Source organism: uncultured Granulicatella sp. (genome assembly GCF_963528315.1).
Taxonomy (GTDB): domain Bacteria; phylum Bacillota; class Bacilli; order Lactobacillales; family Aerococcaceae; genus Granulicatella.
This window is the reverse complement of record NZ_CAURVV010000001.1, coordinates 46,717-65,279: the sequence shown is the minus strand read 5'-3', so window position 1 is coordinate 65,279 and position 18,563 is coordinate 46,717. Positions and strand designations below refer to the sequence as shown.

At 33.3% G+C, this 18,563-nt stretch carries 18 protein-coding genes and 1 other annotated feature; of the genes, 7 read left to right on the top strand and 11 right to left on the bottom strand.

What is annotated here, in order from left to right; all coding sequences use genetic code 11:
• Window positions 1-5: 5 nt before the first annotated feature.
• From rplM to infC, 4 genes are all read right to left on the bottom strand, one after another.
• Entirely contained in the window at window positions 6-449 is a 444-nt protein-coding gene (gene rplM, locus RYK07_RS00300; protein ID WP_006702951.1) for a 50S ribosomal protein L13, read from the bottom strand.
• Between the two features lie 123 nt (window positions 450-572).
• Complete coding sequence (rplT, locus tag RYK07_RS00295; RefSeq protein ID WP_006702952.1) at window positions 573-932, bottom strand: 50S ribosomal protein L20; 360 nt, start codon at window positions 930-932, stop codon at window positions 573-575.
• 69 nt (window positions 933-1,001) lie between these two features.
• Complete coding sequence (gene rpmI, locus RYK07_RS00290; RefSeq protein ID WP_005605917.1) at window positions 1,002-1,202, bottom strand: 50S ribosomal protein L35; 201 nt, start codon at window positions 1,200-1,202, stop codon at window positions 1,002-1,004.
• A gap of 22 nt (window positions 1,203-1,224) precedes the next feature.
• Entirely contained in the window at window positions 1,225-1,728 is a 504-nt protein-coding gene (infC, locus tag RYK07_RS00285) for a translation initiation factor IF-3 (RefSeq protein ID WP_006702953.1), read from the bottom strand.
• Window positions 1,729-1,771: 43 nt separating this feature from the next.
• Window positions 1,772-1,894, bottom strand: a sequence feature (ribosomal protein L20 leader region).
• A 142-nt stretch (window positions 1,895-2,036) separates the two neighbouring features.
• Here infC and RYK07_RS00280 point away from each other — a divergent pair.
• Window positions 2,037-2,663 carry a DUF6287 domain-containing protein gene (locus RYK07_RS00280; protein ID WP_314851863.1) on the top strand — a complete coding sequence of 209 codons (627 nt, stop codon included), beginning with the start codon at window positions 2,037-2,039 and terminating at the stop codon, window positions 2,661-2,663.
• A gap of 44 nt (window positions 2,664-2,707) precedes the next feature.
• Here RYK07_RS00280 and mgtE read toward each other — a convergent pair whose 3' ends face one another.
• A complete protein-coding gene (gene mgtE / locus RYK07_RS00275) occupies window positions 2,708-4,075 on the bottom strand; it encodes a magnesium transporter (RefSeq protein ID WP_314851862.1) in 1,368 nt (455 codons plus the stop codon).
• 149 nt (window positions 4,076-4,224) lie between these two features.
• Between mgtE and RYK07_RS00270 the strand changes: the two genes are divergently transcribed.
• Entirely contained in the window at window positions 4,225-5,580 is a 1,356-nt protein-coding gene (locus tag RYK07_RS00270) for an N-acetylmuramoyl-L-alanine amidase (protein WP_314851861.1), read from the top strand.
• A gap of 182 nt (window positions 5,581-5,762) precedes the next feature.
• Complete coding sequence (locus RYK07_RS00265) at window positions 5,763-6,698, top strand: Rpn family recombination-promoting nuclease/putative transposase (protein ID WP_314851860.1); 936 nt, start codon at window positions 5,763-5,765, stop codon at window positions 6,696-6,698.
• A 328-nt stretch (window positions 6,699-7,026) separates the two neighbouring features.
• Here the strand turns inward: RYK07_RS00265 and RYK07_RS00260 are convergent, their stop codons facing one another.
• From RYK07_RS00260 to RYK07_RS00250, 3 genes are read right to left on the bottom strand one after another with little or no spacing between them, the layout of a single operon-like run.
• Window positions 7,027-7,917 carry an RluA family pseudouridine synthase gene (locus RYK07_RS00260; RefSeq protein WP_314851859.1) on the bottom strand — a complete coding sequence of 297 codons (891 nt, stop codon included), beginning with the start codon at window positions 7,915-7,917 and terminating at the stop codon, window positions 7,027-7,029.
• A gap of 12 nt (window positions 7,918-7,929) precedes the next feature.
• Window positions 7,930-8,745: an NAD kinase gene (locus tag RYK07_RS00255; RefSeq protein WP_314851858.1), complete on the bottom strand. Its 816-nt coding sequence runs from the start codon at window positions 8,743-8,745 to the stop codon at window positions 7,930-7,932.
• 40 nt (window positions 8,746-8,785) lie between these two features.
• The gene (locus RYK07_RS00250; protein WP_314112395.1) at window positions 8,786-9,448 is read right to left on the bottom strand and encodes a GTP pyrophosphokinase family protein; all 663 of its coding nucleotides are present in this window, start codon (window positions 9,446-9,448) and stop codon (window positions 8,786-8,788) included.
• Window positions 9,449-9,607: 159 nt separating this feature from the next.
• Between RYK07_RS00250 and RYK07_RS00245 the strand changes: the two genes are divergently transcribed.
• The 3 genes from RYK07_RS00245 (at window position 9,608) to rnhC (ending at window position 11,929) form a co-directional block, all read left to right on the top strand.
• Window positions 9,608-10,198 carry a CYTH domain-containing protein gene (locus tag RYK07_RS00245; RefSeq protein ID WP_314851857.1) on the top strand — a complete coding sequence of 197 codons (591 nt, stop codon included), beginning with the start codon at window positions 9,608-9,610 and terminating at the stop codon, window positions 10,196-10,198.
• A gap of 80 nt (window positions 10,199-10,278) precedes the next feature.
• Entirely contained in the window at window positions 10,279-10,965 is a 687-nt protein-coding gene (locus RYK07_RS00240; RefSeq protein ID WP_314851856.1) for a DsbA family protein, read from the top strand.
• A 49-nt stretch (window positions 10,966-11,014) separates the two neighbouring features.
• A complete protein-coding gene (gene rnhC / locus RYK07_RS00235; RefSeq protein ID WP_314851855.1) occupies window positions 11,015-11,929 on the top strand; it encodes a ribonuclease HIII in 915 nt (304 codons plus the stop codon).
• A 250-nt stretch (window positions 11,930-12,179) separates the two neighbouring features.
• Here rnhC and RYK07_RS00230 read toward each other — a convergent pair whose 3' ends face one another.
• The 3 genes from RYK07_RS00230 to pepF all read right to left on the bottom strand — a co-directional run bounded on the left by RYK07_RS00230 (window position 12,180) and on the right by pepF (window position 16,430).
• Window positions 12,180-13,082, bottom strand: coding sequence for a magnesium transporter CorA family protein (locus RYK07_RS00230; protein ID WP_314851854.1), 903 nt, complete (start codon window positions 13,080-13,082; stop codon window positions 12,180-12,182).
• A 406-nt stretch (window positions 13,083-13,488) separates the two neighbouring features.
• The gene (locus RYK07_RS00225; RefSeq protein ID WP_314851853.1) at window positions 13,489-14,391 is read right to left on the bottom strand and encodes a magnesium transporter CorA family protein; all 903 of its coding nucleotides are present in this window, start codon (window positions 14,389-14,391) and stop codon (window positions 13,489-13,491) included.
• A gap of 233 nt (window positions 14,392-14,624) precedes the next feature.
• A complete protein-coding gene (gene pepF, locus RYK07_RS00220) occupies window positions 14,625-16,430 on the bottom strand; it encodes an oligoendopeptidase F (protein WP_314851851.1) in 1,806 nt (601 codons plus the stop codon).
• A 221-nt stretch (window positions 16,431-16,651) separates the two neighbouring features.
• Between pepF and RYK07_RS00215 the strand changes: the two genes are divergently transcribed.
• Window positions 16,652-18,517: a heavy metal translocating P-type ATPase gene (locus tag RYK07_RS00215; protein WP_314851850.1), complete on the top strand. Its 1,866-nt coding sequence runs from the start codon at window positions 16,652-16,654 to the stop codon at window positions 18,515-18,517.
• Window positions 18,518-18,563 lie beyond the last annotated feature (46 nt).

Sequence of the window (18,563 nt, the reverse complement as noted above, 5' to 3'; positions counted from 1 at the left end):
CCTCCTTAAATTAGTGATTGGATGTCTACTGCTACTGGTTGTTGTGCAGCATGTGGATGTTCAGCTCCACCGTAAACATGTAATTTAGTAAATTGACGACGACCTAAAGAGTTTTTAGGTAACATGCCTTTGATTGATAATTCAACTAATTTACGAGAGTTGTTTGCACGTAATTCACCAGCTGTACGAGCAGTCAATCCACCTGGGTGGTTTGAGTGGTGATAGTAAACTTTATCAGATGCTTTTTTACCTGTTAAAGCTACTTTATCAGCGTTGATGATGATTACGAAATCACCTGTGTCAACGTTAGGTGTAAATGTTGGTTTGTTTTTTCCACGTAAAATGCTTGCAGCAACAGCTGAAAGACGTCCTAATGGTACATCAGTAGCGTCGATTACAACCCAGTTACGTTCAGTAGTGCTAGCTTTTGCCATAAATGTTGTACGCACGATTATTTCCTCCAAATTCTTCTTGGTATTTCTTCACATTGAGTTTAACGGGGCTCAATGGTGGTTTATCTTATTGGAATATCGAGTGATTCCTTTACTAACTGTAAAAAATCTCTCAGATAATTATTTAGCTAATGCTGATTTAGCTTGTTCAGCTAAAACAGTGAATGCTGCTGCATCGTTAACTGCTAAGTCAGCTAACATTTTGCGGTTCATTTCGATACCAGCTAATTTTAAGCCGTGCATTAATTTGCTGTAGCTTAATCCGTTTAAGCGAGCTGCCGCATTGATACGTGCGATCCATAATTTACGGAAGTCACGTTTCTTTTGACGACGGTCACGGTAAGCATACATGTATGATTTCATGACTGCTTGTTTAGCTGTTTTAAATAATTTTGATTTCGCTCCGTAGTAACCTTTAGCTAATTTTAAAACACGGTTACGACGACGACGAGTAACTGTTCCACCTTTAACACGTGGCATAATTAATTCCTCCTTGGTCTTTCAGTCTCTTGCGACTGTCTAGAAAATGTAATAGTTTTGCGTGCTGAATTAACGCATTTGACTTAATTGTTGTTTAATACGTTTGATGTCAGTAGCGTGAACCATTGTTTGTTTACGCAAGTGACGACGTTGTTTCTTAGTTTTACCATGGAAACGGTGGCTTGTGAAGGCTTGTGAACGTTTTAATCCTCCACCACCTGTACGTTTGAAACGTTTAGCTGAACCACGGTGTGTTTTTTGTTTTGGCATGAGACTTTCCTCCTGTTACTTTTTACTTGTCATTTTTGGGCGCTAACATCAAGAACATGCTTCGTCCGTCCATTTTTGCCTTTTGTTCGACAGTTGCAAGTTCACTAACTTGTTCTGCCAAACGTTCTAAAACCTTTTGTCCAATCTCTTTATGAGTAATGGCACGGCCTTTAAAGCGGATTGTAGCTTTCACTTTGTCACCTTTTTCAAGAAACTTTTGTGCTGCTTTCAATTTCGTATTAAAGTCGTTTTCATCGATTGTAGGGCTTAGACGCACTTCTTTGATATTGATGACTTTTTGATTTTTACGAGCTTCACGTTCTTTCTTTTGTTGCTCAAAGCGATACTTACCATAATCCATAATTCGAGCAACTGGTGGTTTTGCATTTGGCGAAACTAAAACTAAATCTAGTCCAGCTTGTTCTGCTAAACGCAATGCATCGTTTTTTGTTTGAACACCAATTTGTTCACCGTTATTGTCAATTACACGTAATTCACGAGCTCGAATTCCATCATTGACCATCATATCTTTTGCTATGATTGTTCACCTCCAAAATTTTTGAGAGAAAAAAGCAAAAAAGCAACGAGAACAAAATATCCCCGCTGCCAATGTCTTCATTAAATAAACATTACTATCGGCCCAAGGACTTCAGTCAACTTAGGCGAGAAGCGGGATGCTTCTGCTTGTTTTCTCAACTCCTGTAGTTTACAGTAATCCTCTTCTCTTGTCAACAGTTTTCTACAAAATTATTTATATTTTTTAAATCTCTTTAAAGTTCATCGTTTTTTTATGCAATTTGTTCTATAATATAAGTACTTAAGGGAGGAAATTTTATGAAAAAACAGTATTTAGTTTTATTATCTAGTTTATTTGTTTTAACAGCTTGTAAGAGTCAAACTTCTAAACCTACTGAATCAACAACTACGCAAACAACTGTTTCTACAACGACAACCTCATCTACAAAAGCAACATCGACTAAAGAACAACCTACTACAACTAAAGTAGCTTCTGAAACAAAACAAGAAACAACTACTCAAGAAGCTAAGAAAGCTACTGTTCAAAATAAAACTACAGTTGCTTCTACTTCAATGAATATAGAAGAAATTAAAACAGGAAATCTTTCAAGCATTAAAGGAACGTGGAGAAATGACTATGGTCAAGAATTAACTTTCCACGAAAATGGAACAGTTTCTGTTAAAGAATCTACTTATAAAGTGCAACCAACACAAACACAATATCAAGATGGTTTACTTAATTGGATTTTTTCTCCATTAGAAAATCAACCAACTGTTGGAAGTGCCATTATGACCTTTGTTCCTAAAAATCAAGTTGTTACTTATGGATTGATTGAAGGAAATAAGGATACTTCTGATACAACAAAAGATCGTTTATTTGGTACTCAATCTGCCCTAACTTCAGACGCACTGAAAAAAGCAATGTATTATAAAGTTTCTGAATAATTAAAAAATGGCTCGACCTTTTTTGGGTGGAGCCATTTTTATTGTTAATTTCCTAAAAATTTCTCAAGAAACATGCTTGCAATCGTGAAATATACAAATACACTCGTTAAGTCACTCACTGTAGTAATGAATAAACCACTCGCAAATGAAGGATCAAATCCCATAGAGTCAATTAATAATGGAATTAAACTTCCGGCAATCGTTGCTACTGTAATCGCAAAGAACATTGACACTCCAATGATTCCACCTAAAATCCAGTTTCCTTGCCATAAACCTACTACGATAAAAATAATCAAGCCTGTCGCAATCCCACTAATAATCCCTGTTGCAACTTCTGACAATATCGTTTTTACGAAAACAGACTCATCTTCGTTTAAACCAATCTTACGAACCGCTACCGCTAAAGATTGTGTTCCCGCATTCCCTGCTGTACCTGTAATTAATGTAATGAAAATAGAAAGTATACTAGCTTGTCCGATTATTCCTTCATAGCGACTTAATAAGGCTGCCGTTGTTAATCCTAAGAATAATAAACTAATTAACCATGGCAAACGTTTTGACGCTGCAATAAATGGGTTCACAGATTGTTCATCTACGTCTACCCCTGCTAAACCAGAGTAGTCACTTGTTGCTTCTTCATCAATAACGTCAATGGCATCATCGACTGTAATAATCCCAATTAACTTTTCTTCTTCATCAATAACCGGAATGGCTAAGAAGTCATAGTCTCGAATCATTTTTGCTACTGCCTCTTGTGATTCTTGCACTTCTACAGAAACGACACGATCCACCATAATTTCGCTAATTTTCACATCTTCTTTATGAACGATTAAATCCTTAAGAGTTAATACCCCTTTTAATCGGTTTTTTTCATCTACTACATACACATAATAAATCGTTTCTGCTTCTTCTGCCATTTTCTTAACAGTTGTCATGGCACTTCCAACAGTTTGACTTTCATGAATGGCGATAATTTCTGTTGTCATCATCGCTCCAGCTGTATCATCTTCATAATTTAATAAGTTACGAATTTCGTTAGAAGTTTTATGAGGCATCATGCGCAAATATTTTCTTACTTCATCTTCCTGTACTTGTTGCAAAATATCTACCGCATTATCAGCATACATTTCTGCTAACATTCTTGCTGCATAACGCTCATCCATTTCTCGAAGATATTCTTCCACATCTTCAACATCTTCTTCAATAATTTCAAATACAGGTGCCATGTCTTCTGGCGACAGATATTGATACACCAATTGACGTTGTTCCTCACTTAACGACAAGTAAATTTGTGCTTGGTCATAAGTATGGTTTTCTAAAAAGATTTCTTTAAATTGCTGCTTATCATCTGTTTTTAACGTATGATGAATTTGTTCTAAAATTTCATCAAATTCATAAGCCATTTCAGACATCGAATCACCTCTATTAATCATTATTTTTTTACATAAAATGATTATACCTTTTATTATGTGATAATGACAATATGAACCTTTATATTTTCATAGATTTTATTTAGTGATTTTGCTACACTGATATCAAATAAAAGATTAGGAGATGCATTATGAAAAAGAAAATTTTCTTATCAACTTTACTAATTGGGACTTGCCTCTGTGCTTCAACTCCAATTTTTGCACAAGAAACTACTAATGCTCCACAACAAGAGCAAAAAGAAAATAAAAAGAATACTGAAGTACCTACACCTCCAAAAGAGGAAGTGATCAAAAATCAATGGAAACAAGTTGGCAATCATTGGTATTACTATAATGAACAAGGTGTTATGTTAAAAAATACAGTTTGGAATTCCTACTACTTCCATAAAGATGGAAAGATGGCTAATAATGAATGGATTTATCAAAACAATCATTGGTATTATGCAAAGTCCTCTGGAATTTTAGCTCTAAACGAATGGATGTCTATCAATCAAAGATGGTATGTCTTTAACCCTCAAGGAATTATGTTAGCCAATCAATGGAAAGATGAATACTATTTAAAATCTTCAGGTGCAATGGCTGAAAATGAATGGGTCTTTGATCCAACCTATCAATCATGGTTTTATCTAACTTCTAGTGGACGCTATGCTCAAAACACTTGGAAAGATGATTATTACTTAAAATCAGGTGGATACATGGCGAAAAAAGAATGGATTTATGATTCTAATTATCAAGCATGGTTCTATCTAGATGAAAATGGTGTATATGTAACAGGTTCTCATTTAATTAATGGTGCTCTTCATAGCTTTAAAGGAAACGGTGCATGGATTAAAGAAATTAAAGAAGAAAAATCTTCGGATGAATTACCATTTGCTACTAACAACTATCAAAAAGTCATCTTCTTAGACCCTGGTCACGGAGGTAAAGATCCTGGTGCTCAATATTTAGGATTAAAGGAAAAAGACTTAAATCTTCAAGTTTCTCAACAATTAAAAACAAAACTAGAATCACTTGGTTACAAAGTTATTATGAGTCGTTCAAGCGATGTTTATCTTGATTTCATTACTGAACGCTCTAGAATGTCGAATGAAACAAATGCGGATATGTTTATTAGCATTCACTTTAATGCAACAGGTCACGGACTAGACAGTGGTGAAGATGGTATTCAAACCTATACGTACTTACCAACTGGAAATATTCCTTCTGTCATTAATAAAAAATGGCATGATAATCCAACTCGCTTGAAATATAGTTATAAACTTGGTTCATATATTCACCAATCTGTTTTAGCAACGACTCAAGCAAAAGATGCTGGATTATTAGCGAAGAGTTTTGCTGTATTACGTGAAACGAACAAACCTGCTGTTTTATTAGAATTAGGATACATGGACGATTCAAAAGAATCCCAAAAAATCCGTACAAAAGAATATCAACAAAAATTAGTAGACGGTATCGTTCAAGGAATCCAACAATATTATAACAACTAAGACAAAACCCGAGAAAGCAATCTAGCGTTCTCGGGTTTATTAATGTAAGGACTCTTATTCAACAAATTTAAAAAAGTTACCATAAAAAAAAATATTTTTCGCTCTTTTTTTCGTATCTAGAAGATGAAGATAGAATACTTCATTACTATTCTACTTCAAAATAAAATTAAGGGATGATAAAAATGGTAGAACGTATCAAAGATGCAAGGCCAATGATGGATTTAATGGCAAAGAAAGTTTTCAGTAATCCTGAAATAACAGCACAGTTTATAAGGGACATTCTAGACTTACCTGTCCATCATGTAAAAATACTTGATGGAACTCAAATACACAGTCATCAATTTGAAGATATAAAAACTTATGTCACCAGTATTGATGTATTAGCCGAATTAAATGATGGTACACAAGTGATAATTGAAATCCAAGTAGCTTATCAATTTGACTTTATTAAGCGTTTATGGTTATATCTATGTAATCAAGTGACTAAAAATGCAGATAAACATAAAAAAGTTGGAGTAGAAACCCATAAAATCGCAGAAGAATTGTTACCAGTGTACACCATTGCCATCACTCAAAAAAGGTATTTTAAGGACGATAAAATGGTTCACGTATTCTGCTTCAAAGAAAAAAATACAAATGATGAATTGAAAGTCTATTTTAAAGGATTTGAAGAAGAACAAGACTTAGCTTTAATGGCATTTTTAGAATTAGAGAAGTATAATAAAGATAAGATACAAGAATACAATAAAGTACGATGGATTGAGTTTTTTGGGAATCAACCATATACACAAAGTCCTGAAAAAATATTAGAACAAGCGGATCGAATTGTGAGTCGTGTAGACTGGGCAAAGGAGGAACGAGAAATGTACGATGAAAGAACACGATATCTTCAGGCATATTCAAGTTTTTTAGCTACTATAGAAAAAGAAAAGAAAGATGCAAGGATGGAAGGGGTAACAGAAGGCAGAGCAGAAGGTAAAGTAGAAGGTATCGAACAAGGAAAGAAAATGATGATTATCAGTTTGATTAAAGATGGTCTTCTTTCTAAAGAAGAAGGCGCAAAACAATTGAGCATTTCCGTAATAGAATTAGATGAATGTATGTCTGCTGACGAATAACAGAATAAGGATATTTCAAGACGACTTCGGTCGTCTTTTTTGATACGGAAATAAAGAATTTGTCGAACAATCAAACTTTCCCATAGTACGATAAGACAGCATAGCTGGCTTCTAGCATCCTAGTACCATAGAAAACCCCATTTTTGTACGTATTCTTCCTCCCTTCCCCCTGAAGATAAAAATAACTTTCCCATAGTACGAGTAATAAAAGCAAAGCGGCTTTTATTACAGGAAAATTTGAGACCTTAGGCTCAAATTTTAGCCAAGAGACCGAAGGTCTACTGGCGTCCTAGTACTATAGGAAAGTTCCTATTTATATCTAAAATATTTATCTATCTTTCTCTATCCACTCCGCCATGTCCTTCGGCAACGGAGCCTTCACACACATATGCTCCCCCGTCATCGGATGAACAAAATACAGCTGACTACAATGAAGCGCCTGCCTTACCAGAGGCTCAATCTTCTCGCCACCATATAAATCGTCCCCTAACAACGGACAACCTAACCAACTAAAATGCACACGAATCTGATGCGTACGCCCCGTATGCAGACGAATCTTCACCAATTGACTATGCTGATACGTTTCTTCTAACCAATACTCCGTTAAAGACGGCTTCCCATCCGGTCTCACACAACGATTAATAATCGAATCATCCGTTCGTCCAATCGGTGCATCAATCAAATCATGTTCTTTTAAAACATCCTGTTTCGTCACAATCGCATGATACGTTTTTTGAATCGTTTTATTTCGAAGCGCCTGATCCATCCATGCATGAACCACACGATGCTTGGCAAACATCATCACTCCCGTTGTATCACGGTCTAATCTCGTTACAACATGAGTCACACAATCTTGGGTTCTCTTCGTTTGTAAATAACCTTTTACACGATTCGCCATTGATTGGTCTGGATGTAATTGTGATGGTATCGAAGCTGTTCCTTGTGGCTTGTTCACAATTAACAAATAGTCATCCTCGAATAAAATATCCAAAGGAATATGACTCGGAACAACGGTTTCATGCTCTCCTTCTGGAGGAATCACCATCGTCAATACATCTCCAGGCACTAAAGTCTTTAGAACAATTTCTTCTCGACCATTTACAAGTAATTTCCCATTTCGTTTGACATGGGCTAAAAATGTTTTTGTAATTCCCTTTTCTTGTAAAAAACTACGCATCATCATGGGTGATGAATACGGATAAGTCCATGTTAAATTCAATGATTTCCCTCATTATCTTTCTTCTAAATCTATTTCTCTTGCTCCAATAAAGGAGTTTTCTACTCTATCCCAAAAATGTGTATGACGATATCGTACAAATGAAACACGTTTTTTACTAATATGCAAATGTGCTTTAACAATATCATTCGCATCATATGTTAAATGATCCATCGATAGTACCATTCCATTTTCACTATGCGGTAATAAAGTTAACACTTCTTCTGGTGCAAAAATCATTGGAGAACTTAATGTACGGTAAACACGATTATTAATAGAAGCCATTTCTGTCATTTGCATCACTTCTGCTCTCGGATGAACAATAGCTCCTCCTAATGACTTATTCACTCCAGTTGAACCGGTTGGAGTTGAAACACAAACGCCATCTCCTCTAAAATTCTCAAATAATTCTCCATTAATCAACACTTCGCATACAAGTGTCCCATTTACTTTACGTAAAGTCGCTTCATTCAAAGCAATATGATAATCAATAGTACCATCAGCTTTTTCTAAAGTTACATCTAATAGAGGATAACTCACACTTTCTCCTTGATCATGCTTCAAACTTTCAATTAATTCACCTGCTTGAAAATCACGCCAATCGGTATAAAAACCTAGATGACCTGTATGAATAGCTGCAAAGCGAATATGTTCTAGTTGTGATTTGTAATGGTGGACAGCACCTAGTAAAGTTCCATCTCCACCAATTGTAATAACAACATCCGGATTTTCATCATCTCGTTCAAATTCCTTATGGCAACATAAATTCAAAAATTCTTCTGCTACTTTTTGGCTTTTTTCTGATTGATTATAATATAACCCTACTTTCATCTATTCACTTCACCCTCTCCTTATTTTTCAACAAGAACACTTATGATTTTCTTTTACGTTGATTTTCTTTATTTGTTGAGAAAATATATTGTGCTTCTTGAATTTCTTCTCGAATTTGCGACATTTCTTCATCTAATAAGAAGGCCGCTTCTGCTGCTCTTTCTAAACGTTCATGGATAATTTCTGGAAATTCTCCTTTATACTTATAGTTTAAAGAATGTTCAATCGTTGCCCAGAAATTCATCGCTAATGTACGAATTTGAATTTCAACTAAAATTTTTTCTTCCCCTTCAATTCTTTGAACAGGATATTCTAAAACGACATGGTATGAACGATAACCACTTGCTTTCTTTTGATGGATATAATCACGTTCAATAATAATTGTAAAGTCATTTCGTTGACGAAGTAATCGTACAACTTCAAAAATATCTTCTACGAATTGACACATAATTCGTAATCCAGCAATATCTTGAACTCCTTCTAAAAAGTCTTCGGTCAAAATTTTTCTCACTTGCATTTTTTCACGAATACTTTCCGGAGTCTTCACACGACCTGTAATAAATTCAATCGGTGCATGTTTTCCTTTTTGGCGATATTGAAGGCGAATGCCTTTTAATTTAATTTTTAATTCTTCAATTGCTTGATTATAAGGTGCTAAAAAAGCATCCCAATCTTCAACATTTGGTAAATATTTTTCTTCCATTTACTCACCTACTTTAATCTCATCCCTCCTATCATAGCATATTTTTTACTGACTCTAAAAGAATTTTGATATTCTTAAACTCTTCAATGGTTATTATTTGTAATTCACATTATTTTAAGCTAAAGTAGAAAAAGCTTTGTAATAGAAAGAGGTAAAAACATGGCCCATTTAGAAAAAGAATATAAAAATCTTCTAACAAAAGAGCAATATGAAGCTTTAAAAGAAGAATTTCAATCTATTTTCACGAAAGATATTACGCAAACGAATCAATATTATGATTGTCACCAACAATTAGAAAATAATCGTTCTGCTCTACGTATTCGTCTTATTGAAGGACAAAAAACAGGAGAAATCACATTAAAACTTCCTCAATCAGACTGCGAAGTTATTGAGATTACAGAAGAATTACCTACAGAACAATTACAATGGTGGGTGGAAGAAGATATTTTCTTACTTCCTACTAGTATTAAGCTAGCACTTGAAGAACAAGGAATTGAATTATCCAATATCTCTCCCACTGCTACTTTAACAACCCATCGATTAGAAGGTATATTAAAACCTGGTTATTTACTAGTATTAGATGAAAGTCACTATGCTGGTCAAACAGATTATGAAATTGAAATGGAAGTTGAAGATTTAGAAGAAGGAAAAGAAATTTTCTTAGAAATTTTAAATCGTCATGGTATTACTCCACAAAAACCAATTAGTAAAATTAGACGAGCTTTACAAGCTTTTAAAAATATTGGCTAATTCAAGGCTTTTTATTCAGATTTTTTTCAGTTTTCTGATACAATAAAGATACAAATCAACGAAAGGAGATCTAGTTAGAAGTGAAGAATAGTGAACTGAGTCGTATTCATACTAGTCCATTATCTACTGAGAGAATTTTTGACTGTTACTTATTTATTAATCCTATTGGAAGACAATGTTATCATTGTGAACAAGAAGTGATGAAGTTTATTGAACGAACTCCATATAAAGTACACGTTCATTTCATACCTTTTCATAATTTTAGATCAGTAACGCAATATATGAAAAATAATCAATTAAATGACAAGAATATTGACTTACGAAACGAAATCTATACAAAAATCTATGATGCTTCCCTATCTTATAAGGCTGCCCTTTTACAAGGGAAAAAATTAGGTAGAGCCTTTTTAATGGAATTACAAACACAACTACATCTTCTTCATAAAGAATACACTCCTGAATTATTACAGGAAATTATTCAAACCATTGGACTTGATGAAAAAATGTTTTACGAAGATAAATCTAGTAAACTCGTTCATCAAGAATATGAAAGAGATCAACAAATTGCACAAGAAATGATGGTCGAATCAAACCCTTCTCTTGTTATTTTTGATAATTTAAATCAACAATTTGGAGTTATCTTACATGAAAACATTTCTGCAGATATGATTGAACATGTCTGTGAAAATCTATATCATGCAATAGATAAATGCCCTAAAAAAACACAAAAGCATCAACCTTGCTGCGTGGTTAAAATGGTACATTAAACTATAAGAGACTGAATTTCAGTCTCTTTTTATTCATTGGAGGTTATTTATGGCAACAACCGTTTTATTATTAGATGAACAAACAATCCAACAATTGGGTGAAATTTATCAAGATGCTATCTATCAAATCCCCCCTCATGCACATTATCAATTAAAACTTCCTTCTTTAACGGTTACAGCTTACCATTCTGGAAAAGTTGTTTTACAAGGAACTAATGTGGATGCATTTGTTCAAAAACATGATTTAACAGCTTCAACAAGTACAAAGAAAGCAAAAGTTGAAACAAATGGACTTCCAGAAGGCTTTTCAAACTGGGGTGTCATTGGTAGTGATGAAGTTGGAACAGGAAGTTACTTTGGGCCATTAACCGTGGCTTGTGCTTTTGTACCTGAAAATCTTATTAAAGAATTGCAAATACTAGGTGTTAAAGACTCAAAAAATTTAACAGACGCTCAAATTCAAGAAATCGTTCCAAAAATTAAAGAATTAGTTCCATACAAATTACTTACACTTTGGCCTGAAAAATATAATGAAGTACAGCAAACAAAAAATCTAAATGAAATGAAAGCACTACTTCATAATCAAGCCATCAAACGATTATACCAACAAATCAATGCTGATTTGCTTCAAGCTGTATTAATTGATGAATTTTGTTCTCCATCAAACTATTATCGTTATTTAGGAGATCAATCTGCACCACTTAAACCAATTACTTATTTTAAAACAAAAGGTGAAAGCCACCATATCGCAGTAGCTGCAGCTTCTATGATTGCTAGAGATGCATTTTTAGAAGGATTAAAAACATTATCGAAAGAATATGGATATCCTCTACTCTCTGGTGCTAACGCTGCAGTAGATGAATTAGCGAGTAAAATTTTAAAACAAGAAGGTATGGAAGGTTTAAGAAAAGTTGCCAAATTACACTTTGCCAACACTCAAAAAGCTATTGATTTAGCAAAATAATCTCATAACGAACAAAGGCGTACAATCAAGTTCAAACACCTAATTATACGCCTATTTTTATTTGTTTTCTAATATTTTTCGTTATATATAAGAAAAGAGTTTCTTTGATATAGTAGTACTAAGACGCCAGTAGCCCCTTACGGGTCTCTTGGCTAAAATTTGAGCCTGTAGTCTCAAATTTTCTTGTAGTAGAATCTGTCACAACAGATTCTACTACTCGTACTACTATAAAAACTCAATTCTACTCCTTTTACTTTTTAATAAAACGTGACAAGACGACACTTGCAATGACAATAACTGTCACAATAATCCCTAATACAATTCCCCAACCATGCGCAAGACCCGTTAAAGGAACCGTAATATTCATTCCAAAAAATCCCGTTACAATATTCGGAATCGTTAATAAAATTGAAATAATTGTTAACAATTTCATTGTATCATTCAAATTATTATTCAACACATTATTATAAGTACCCGATAATTGCTGCAAAATCTGAAGATTAATCGAAGTCATCTCTACTAGCTGTTTCGCTTCAATTAAACTATTCTCTAATTTTTCTTCTTCTGCAAATTCTAATTTCTTAAATAAACTCTGATTCTTCAATTGTTCCAATACAATCGCATTTTGCTTTGTTGCTGAAACTAAATAAACACTCCCAATCTCTAAGTCAGACAAAGCAAATAAATTTTTCTTCGTAGTTTTATGTCGCAATTTTAGACTCACTAACTCTTGCTCTTTCTTTAAACTTTCAATCTTTGGAAAATAATTTTCAGTAATCATCATTAAACTTGAAAATAAAAATGTAAACAGAGACATATTCGGTCTATCTTCCAATTCTTTTCTCATCGCCTCTACAATATACTCATTATGTCGGTTCGAAATCGTAATAATTTGATCCTTTCGAACAATAAAAGTCATTGGAACGGTCTCATATCGATTCTCTCTCTTCGTTTGTTTAATGACATTATAAATCACTACTAATGTTTCTTTTGGACGACAATATTCAATATGTGCTCTTTCATTTTCATCAAGAGCATACTCCACCATTTCTTTATCAATTTGATACGTTTGATAAATTGTAGAATAATCATTAATCTCCTCTGAGTTAATATTAATCCATGCACATGAGTGCCCAAAATTCTTTTCAACCATAAATATCTCCCTCCATTAATCTACGTAAGTGTATCATAATTTAAAAGGTTGATACTAATAACTAAACTGAAAAAAATTACACACAACACAAGTAAAAATGAGTTTTTATATTCTCTCTCATAATTTTCGTTCCAAGTGGAAATGATATTTTATAGTAGTATGAACCATGAGACCGCAGGGTTTCTGGCGTCCTAATTCTACTGTACAAAAAACTTACTTTATCATACGCACTCTCATAATTTTCGTTTCAAGTGGAAATGAGTTTTTATAGTAGTACGAGCAATAGAATCTGACTACAGATTCTATTGCAAGAAAATTTGAGACCTAGGCTCAAATTTTAGGCATGAGACCGAAGGTCTGCTGCCGTCTTAGTACTACTATACCAAAAACTCAATTTCCACGCCCTCTACTTTTTTATAAGACGAGACAATCTCACACTGACTAGTATCCAAATTGCTATAATAATTCCTAATACAATTCCCCAACCATGAGAATGTTCTGTAAAAGGAATTTGCACATTCATTCCAAAAAATCCCGTCACAATATCCGGAACCGTTAAAAGAATAGAAATAACGGTTAATAATTTCATCGTATCATTCAAATTATTATTCAAAACATTATTATATGTACCCGATAATTGATGCAAAATTTGAAGATTAATCGAAGTCATTTCCACTAGCTGCTTTGCTTCAATTAAACTATCTTCTAACTCTTCTTTTTCTACATCATCTAAAACTTTAAATACAGATTGAGTTTTTAATTGCTCCAATACAATCGCATTTTGTTTAGTAGCTGAAACTAAATACACACTACCAATTTCCAAATCCGATAAGGCAAACAAATCTTCCTTTGTTGTTTTTTGTCGTAACATTTGACTTAATAACTCTTGTTCTTTTTTTAATTTTTCAATTTTTGGGAAATAATATTCCGTAATCATAAACAAACTAGAAAATAAAAATGTAAACAGAGATATATCTGGTCTTTCTTTTAATTCCTCTTTCATTGCTTGAACAATATATTCATTATGATGGTTTGTAATCGTAATAATTTGATTTTTACGTACAATAAATGTCATAGGAATTGTTTCGTATTGATTTGAATTTAATGATTGCTTAATCACATTGTAAATAACAATCAATGTTTCTTTACGTCGATCGTATTCAATATGAGCACGCTCATGTTCATCAAGGGCGTACTCCAACATTTCACTATCAATTTCATACGTTTCATAGATAGATGAATACTCACTAATTAAATCTGAATTTATATTAATCCACGAACAAGAATTTCCAAAATTTACTACTGCCATAACCTTCTCCTTTAAAATATTTTTATACCATTTATTATATTTTAAATAAAGAGAAATAACAAATAGTATAAATAAAAAAAGACTTTCCATAGCAGTATGAGCAATAGAATCTGTAAAACAGATTCTATCGCAGGGAAATTTGAGACCTTAGGCTCAAATTTTAGCTATGAGACAGCAAAGCTGTCTGCTAGCGTCCTAATACTGCTATATCAGGAAAGTCTATTTATATTATGTTACTCTTCGTTCATCAACGCTTCTAATTGTTCTAGTCGTTGTTCGAATACATTCATCGCATCATATAGATATTGAGTTTGCGTCATATCTACACCCGCTTTTTTCATAACCTCAATTGGTTTATCGCTACGTCCAGCACGTAAGTAGTTTAAGTAAGCCTCTAAATCTTCAGGAGTACCATGTAAAATCTTATCTGCTAAAGCAGTTGCAGCAGCCATACCAGTTGCATATTGATATACATAGTAATTCATATAGAAGTGAGGAATACGAGCCCACTCATAAGCAATTTGCTCATCTTGAATGACATTTGCATAATATTTTTTATTAATATTTGCATAGATTTCAGAAATAGCCGCTTGAGTTAATGGCTCACCATTTTGATCTGCGACATGAATTTGATGCTCAAATTCAGCAAATTGAGTTTGACGGAAAATAGTAGATTTAAAACGATTTAAATAATTATTTAAAATATATTTTTGACTCTCTTTATCCGTATGTTTCTTCAATAAGTAGTCTGTTAATAAGTTTTCATTCGTTGTTGAAGCAATTTCCGCTAAGAAAATTGAATAATCCCCATATTGATATGGTTGATTATGACGAGTGAAGTAACTATGAGCACTATGTCCTAATTCATGTACTAATGTAAAGAAGTTGCTTAAATCATCATGCCAGTTTAATAAAATATATGGCGCAGTTGCATAACCACCTGATGAATAACCACCACTACGTTTACCAACATTTTCAGCAACATCAATCCAACGTTGATCATAAGCTTGTTTAAGAATATCTTGGTATTCTTCCCCTAATGGTTTTAATGCTTCAAAAGTAGCTTTAGAAGCATCTTCGTAATTGTAAGTAATTGGAGCTTCACCAGTAATTGGAACATACATATCATACATATGTAATTCATCTAATCCTAGAGCTTTTTGTTGTAAAGCAATATAACGGTGTAATAATGGTAATTTTTCATTGACTACTTTTACTAAAGCATCAAATACTTCTTCAGGAACTTGGTTAGAAGCTAATGCAGCTTGACGACTTGATTCATAGTTGCGAGCTAATGCTTTAAAATTATGAGCTTTCACTTCTGAACCTAGTGTGCTAGCAAATGTATTTTTAAATTGAATATATGGTTTATATTTTGTTTCAAATGCATTTTTACGAACTTCAGCATTTGTTGATTCTAAGAATGTAGTATAGTTTCCGTGAGTTAATTCCACTTCTTCCCCTTTTTCATTCTTAACTGTTCCAAATTTAATATCCGCATTATTTAAGAAGTTAAATGTTTTTCCTGGTCCAGAGAAAACTTCATTCGCTTTTGATAATAATGCTTCTTCACGATCTGATAATACGTGACCTTTTTGAATACGAGCCGCTTCTAATGCAACACGGAATTCTTCTAAACGTGGTTCTTCTTTAAAGAAGTTTTCAAATTCTTCATCTGATTTTTCTAAGATAGCTGGTTCAAACCATGATGTTGCACCTGACACTTCAACATATACTGAGAAAGCACGTTGGTTTAATACTTGATTTTCATCATTTGTAGTATCTTGGTCAGCTTTCAAGTGTGAATACACATAAGCTGTTTCAATTTTTTCTTCTACTTGATTCGATAATAATAAGTAGTTATATAAATTTTCTCCAGATTGTAAAGCTGTTTCTTTACTTGCAGCAATTACTGGAATTTTTTCTGATACAAAAGCTAAATCAGCTTCGAAACCAGAATTATCTGGATAGATTAATGTTAAGTCCCATGTTAATTCTACAGGAACTTCTTCACGAGTTAATGGTTTTTTATCACTCATTTGTTCTCCCACCTTCATTTTTAAGATATGAAACCATTCTACTATGAATTTTTAAATTTATAAAGGGAAAATCCTTAAAAATTAAGACTTTCTTATCTTCTCTCATTCTCAATAAGCTAATTGAGAATGAATTTCACTCTCATCTAGTTTAGAATCATTCTAATCTAGAAAAAATTATGTTATGATGTATTCAACAAATAAAACATGAGGTGAAAAAAATTATGAATATTTTAGAACAAAAACAAATTCGTTATACAATTACTTGCGGAACATTAATTATTTTAGGACTAGCTGCTAGCTTCCACGGATTGAATCTAGTATCTGTGATTTGCTACTTGGCAGCGTTCTTAGTTGGTGGATTCCACTCAGCCGTTGAAGGAATTCAAGAAACTTTCCAAGAACAACATTTAAATGTTGACTTATTAATGGTATTAGCGGCAATCGGTGCTTCAATTATTGGTTACTGGTTAGAAGGAGCTTTATTAATTTTTATTTTCTCATTAAGTGGAGCTCTTGAAGAATATGCAATGGCAAAAAGTCAAAAATCAATGACAGAATTATTAAACTTACAACCAAAAACAGCGACACGTATTCGTGATGGTCACTATGAAACAGTAGACGTTGAAGATTTAGTTATTGATGATATAATTTTCATTAAAAAAGGGGAAGCTGTTCCAATGGACGCTATTCTAACAGATGGTGAAAGCTTATTCGATGAAAGTATGATTAATGGTGAACCACTTCCAGCTAACAAAAAAGTGGGCGAAGAAATTTTTGCAGGAAGTATTAATTTACATCAATCTTGTACAGCAACTGTACATAAAAATGCAGATGAAACTGTGATGGCTTCTATCATTCGATTAGTAGAAGAAGCTCAAGAACAAGAAACAAAAACAAGTAGCTTCTTAAACAAAATCGAAGATCAATATGTAAAATTTGTATTAGTATTCGTACCATTAGCGATTGCATTCTTCTACTTCGGATTCCAATGGTCATGGCAAGAATCTTTCTATAGAGGAATGATTTTATTAACAGTAATGTCACCATGTGCCTTAGTTGCATCTGCTAGCCCTGCTATTTTAGCAAGTTTATCTAATGCAGCAAAACAAGGGATTTTATTAAAAGGTGGAGAATCTTTAGAACAATTATCTTCTATTCAATCTATTGTTTTAGATAAAACAGGTACATTAACAAAAGGAAAACCAACTGTTCAACATGCAGTAATTGTAAATGAAAACGAAGAAGAAGTTCATGCAATGATGTATGAAATGGAAATTCGTTCAACTCATCCATTAGGAAAATCAATTACAACTTATACACAAGCTTACAAAAATTCAGATTCTATTACTTTCGACAGCTTTGAAGAAGTGATTGGAAATGGATTAGTTGCAACAGCTCAAGGTTCAACTTGGAAAATTGGTAAATTAGCTTGGATTGATGAAGACTGGAAACAACACACAGCATTAGCTTCTGACATTGAAAGACACTTAGAACAAGGTGAAATTGTTTTAGCAATCGAGAAAAATGGACAATTCATTGGTTTCTATGCCATTACAGATGAAATTAAAGAAAGTAGCCAATCTGTATTACACTACTTTAACAAAGAAAATATTCAAACCATTATGATGACTGGTGATTCAGAATCAACTGCCGAAGCTGTAGCAAAACACTTAGAAATCTCTGATTATCAAGCAAACTGTTTACCTGAAGATAAAGCAACTTATGTTAAGAATTTATCTGATAAAGGTGTTTCTGTAGCCATGGTTGGAGATGGTATTAATGACGCTCCTGCTCTTGCAAATGCAACCGTTGGGATTGCCATTGGTGAAGGTACTGCTTTAGCAATTGAAGCAAGTGATATTGTATTATTGAAAAATAATTTATCATTAATTAAATATGGTCACGAGTTATCTAAAAAAATGAAGAACATTATTTTACAAAACATTGTGTTCTCATTATCAGTAATCACGATTTTAATTTTAGCGAATGTCTTCCAATTCATTAACTTACCTTTAGGCGTTATCGGACACGAAGGAAGCACCATCTTAGTAATTTTAAACGGATTACGTTTACTTAAAAAACTATAAAAAAATATGACTCATAATAGTAGCTAGGACGCAAGCAGCCAGCAAA

What these genes read in the sequence shown, in the direction of transcription:
- rplT (WP_006702952.1), bottom strand. Translation starts at nt 932, where the DNA reads ATGCCACGTGTTAAAGGTGGAACAGTTACTCGTCGTCGTCGTAACCGT.
- rpmI (WP_005605917.1), bottom strand. Translation starts at nt 1,202, where the DNA reads ATGCCAAAACAAAAAACACACCGTGGTTCAGCTAAACGTTTCAAACGT.
- infC (WP_006702953.1), bottom strand. Translation starts at nt 1,728, where the DNA reads ATGATGGTCAATGATGGAATTCGAGCTCGTGAATTACGTGTAATTGAC.
- RYK07_RS00280 (WP_314851863.1), top strand. Translation starts at nt 2,037, where the DNA reads ATGAAAAAACAGTATTTAGTTTTATTATCTAGTTTATTTGTTTTAACA.
- mgtE (WP_314851862.1), bottom strand. Translation starts at nt 4,075, where the DNA reads ATGTCTGAAATGGCTTATGAATTTGATGAAATTTTAGAACAAATTCAT.
- RYK07_RS00270 (WP_314851861.1), top strand. Translation starts at nt 4,225, where the DNA reads ATGAAAAAGAAAATTTTCTTATCAACTTTACTAATTGGGACTTGCCTC.
- RYK07_RS00265 (WP_314851860.1), top strand. Translation starts at nt 5,763, where the DNA reads ATGGTAGAACGTATCAAAGATGCAAGGCCAATGATGGATTTAATGGCA.
- RYK07_RS00255 (WP_314851858.1), bottom strand. Translation starts at nt 8,745, where the DNA reads ATGAAAGTAGGGTTATATTATAATCAATCAGAAAAAAGCCAAAAAGTA.
- RYK07_RS00250 (WP_314112395.1), bottom strand. Translation starts at nt 9,448, where the DNA reads ATGGAAGAAAAATATTTACCAAATGTTGAAGATTGGGATGCTTTTTTA.
- RYK07_RS00245 (WP_314851857.1), top strand. Translation starts at nt 9,608, where the DNA reads ATGGCCCATTTAGAAAAAGAATATAAAAATCTTCTAACAAAAGAGCAA.
- rnhC (WP_314851855.1), top strand. Translation starts at nt 11,015, where the DNA reads ATGGCAACAACCGTTTTATTATTAGATGAACAAACAATCCAACAATTG.
- RYK07_RS00230 (WP_314851854.1), bottom strand. Translation starts at nt 13,082, where the DNA reads ATGGTTGAAAAGAATTTTGGGCACTCATGTGCATGGATTAATATTAAC.
- RYK07_RS00225 (WP_314851853.1), bottom strand. Translation starts at nt 14,391, where the DNA reads ATGGCAGTAGTAAATTTTGGAAATTCTTGTTCGTGGATTAATATAAAT.
- pepF (WP_314851851.1), bottom strand. Translation starts at nt 16,430, where the DNA reads ATGAGTGATAAAAAACCATTAACTCGTGAAGAAGTTCCTGTAGAATTA.
- RYK07_RS00215 (WP_314851850.1), top strand. Translation starts at nt 16,652, where the DNA reads ATGAATATTTTAGAACAAAAACAAATTCGTTATACAATTACTTGCGGA.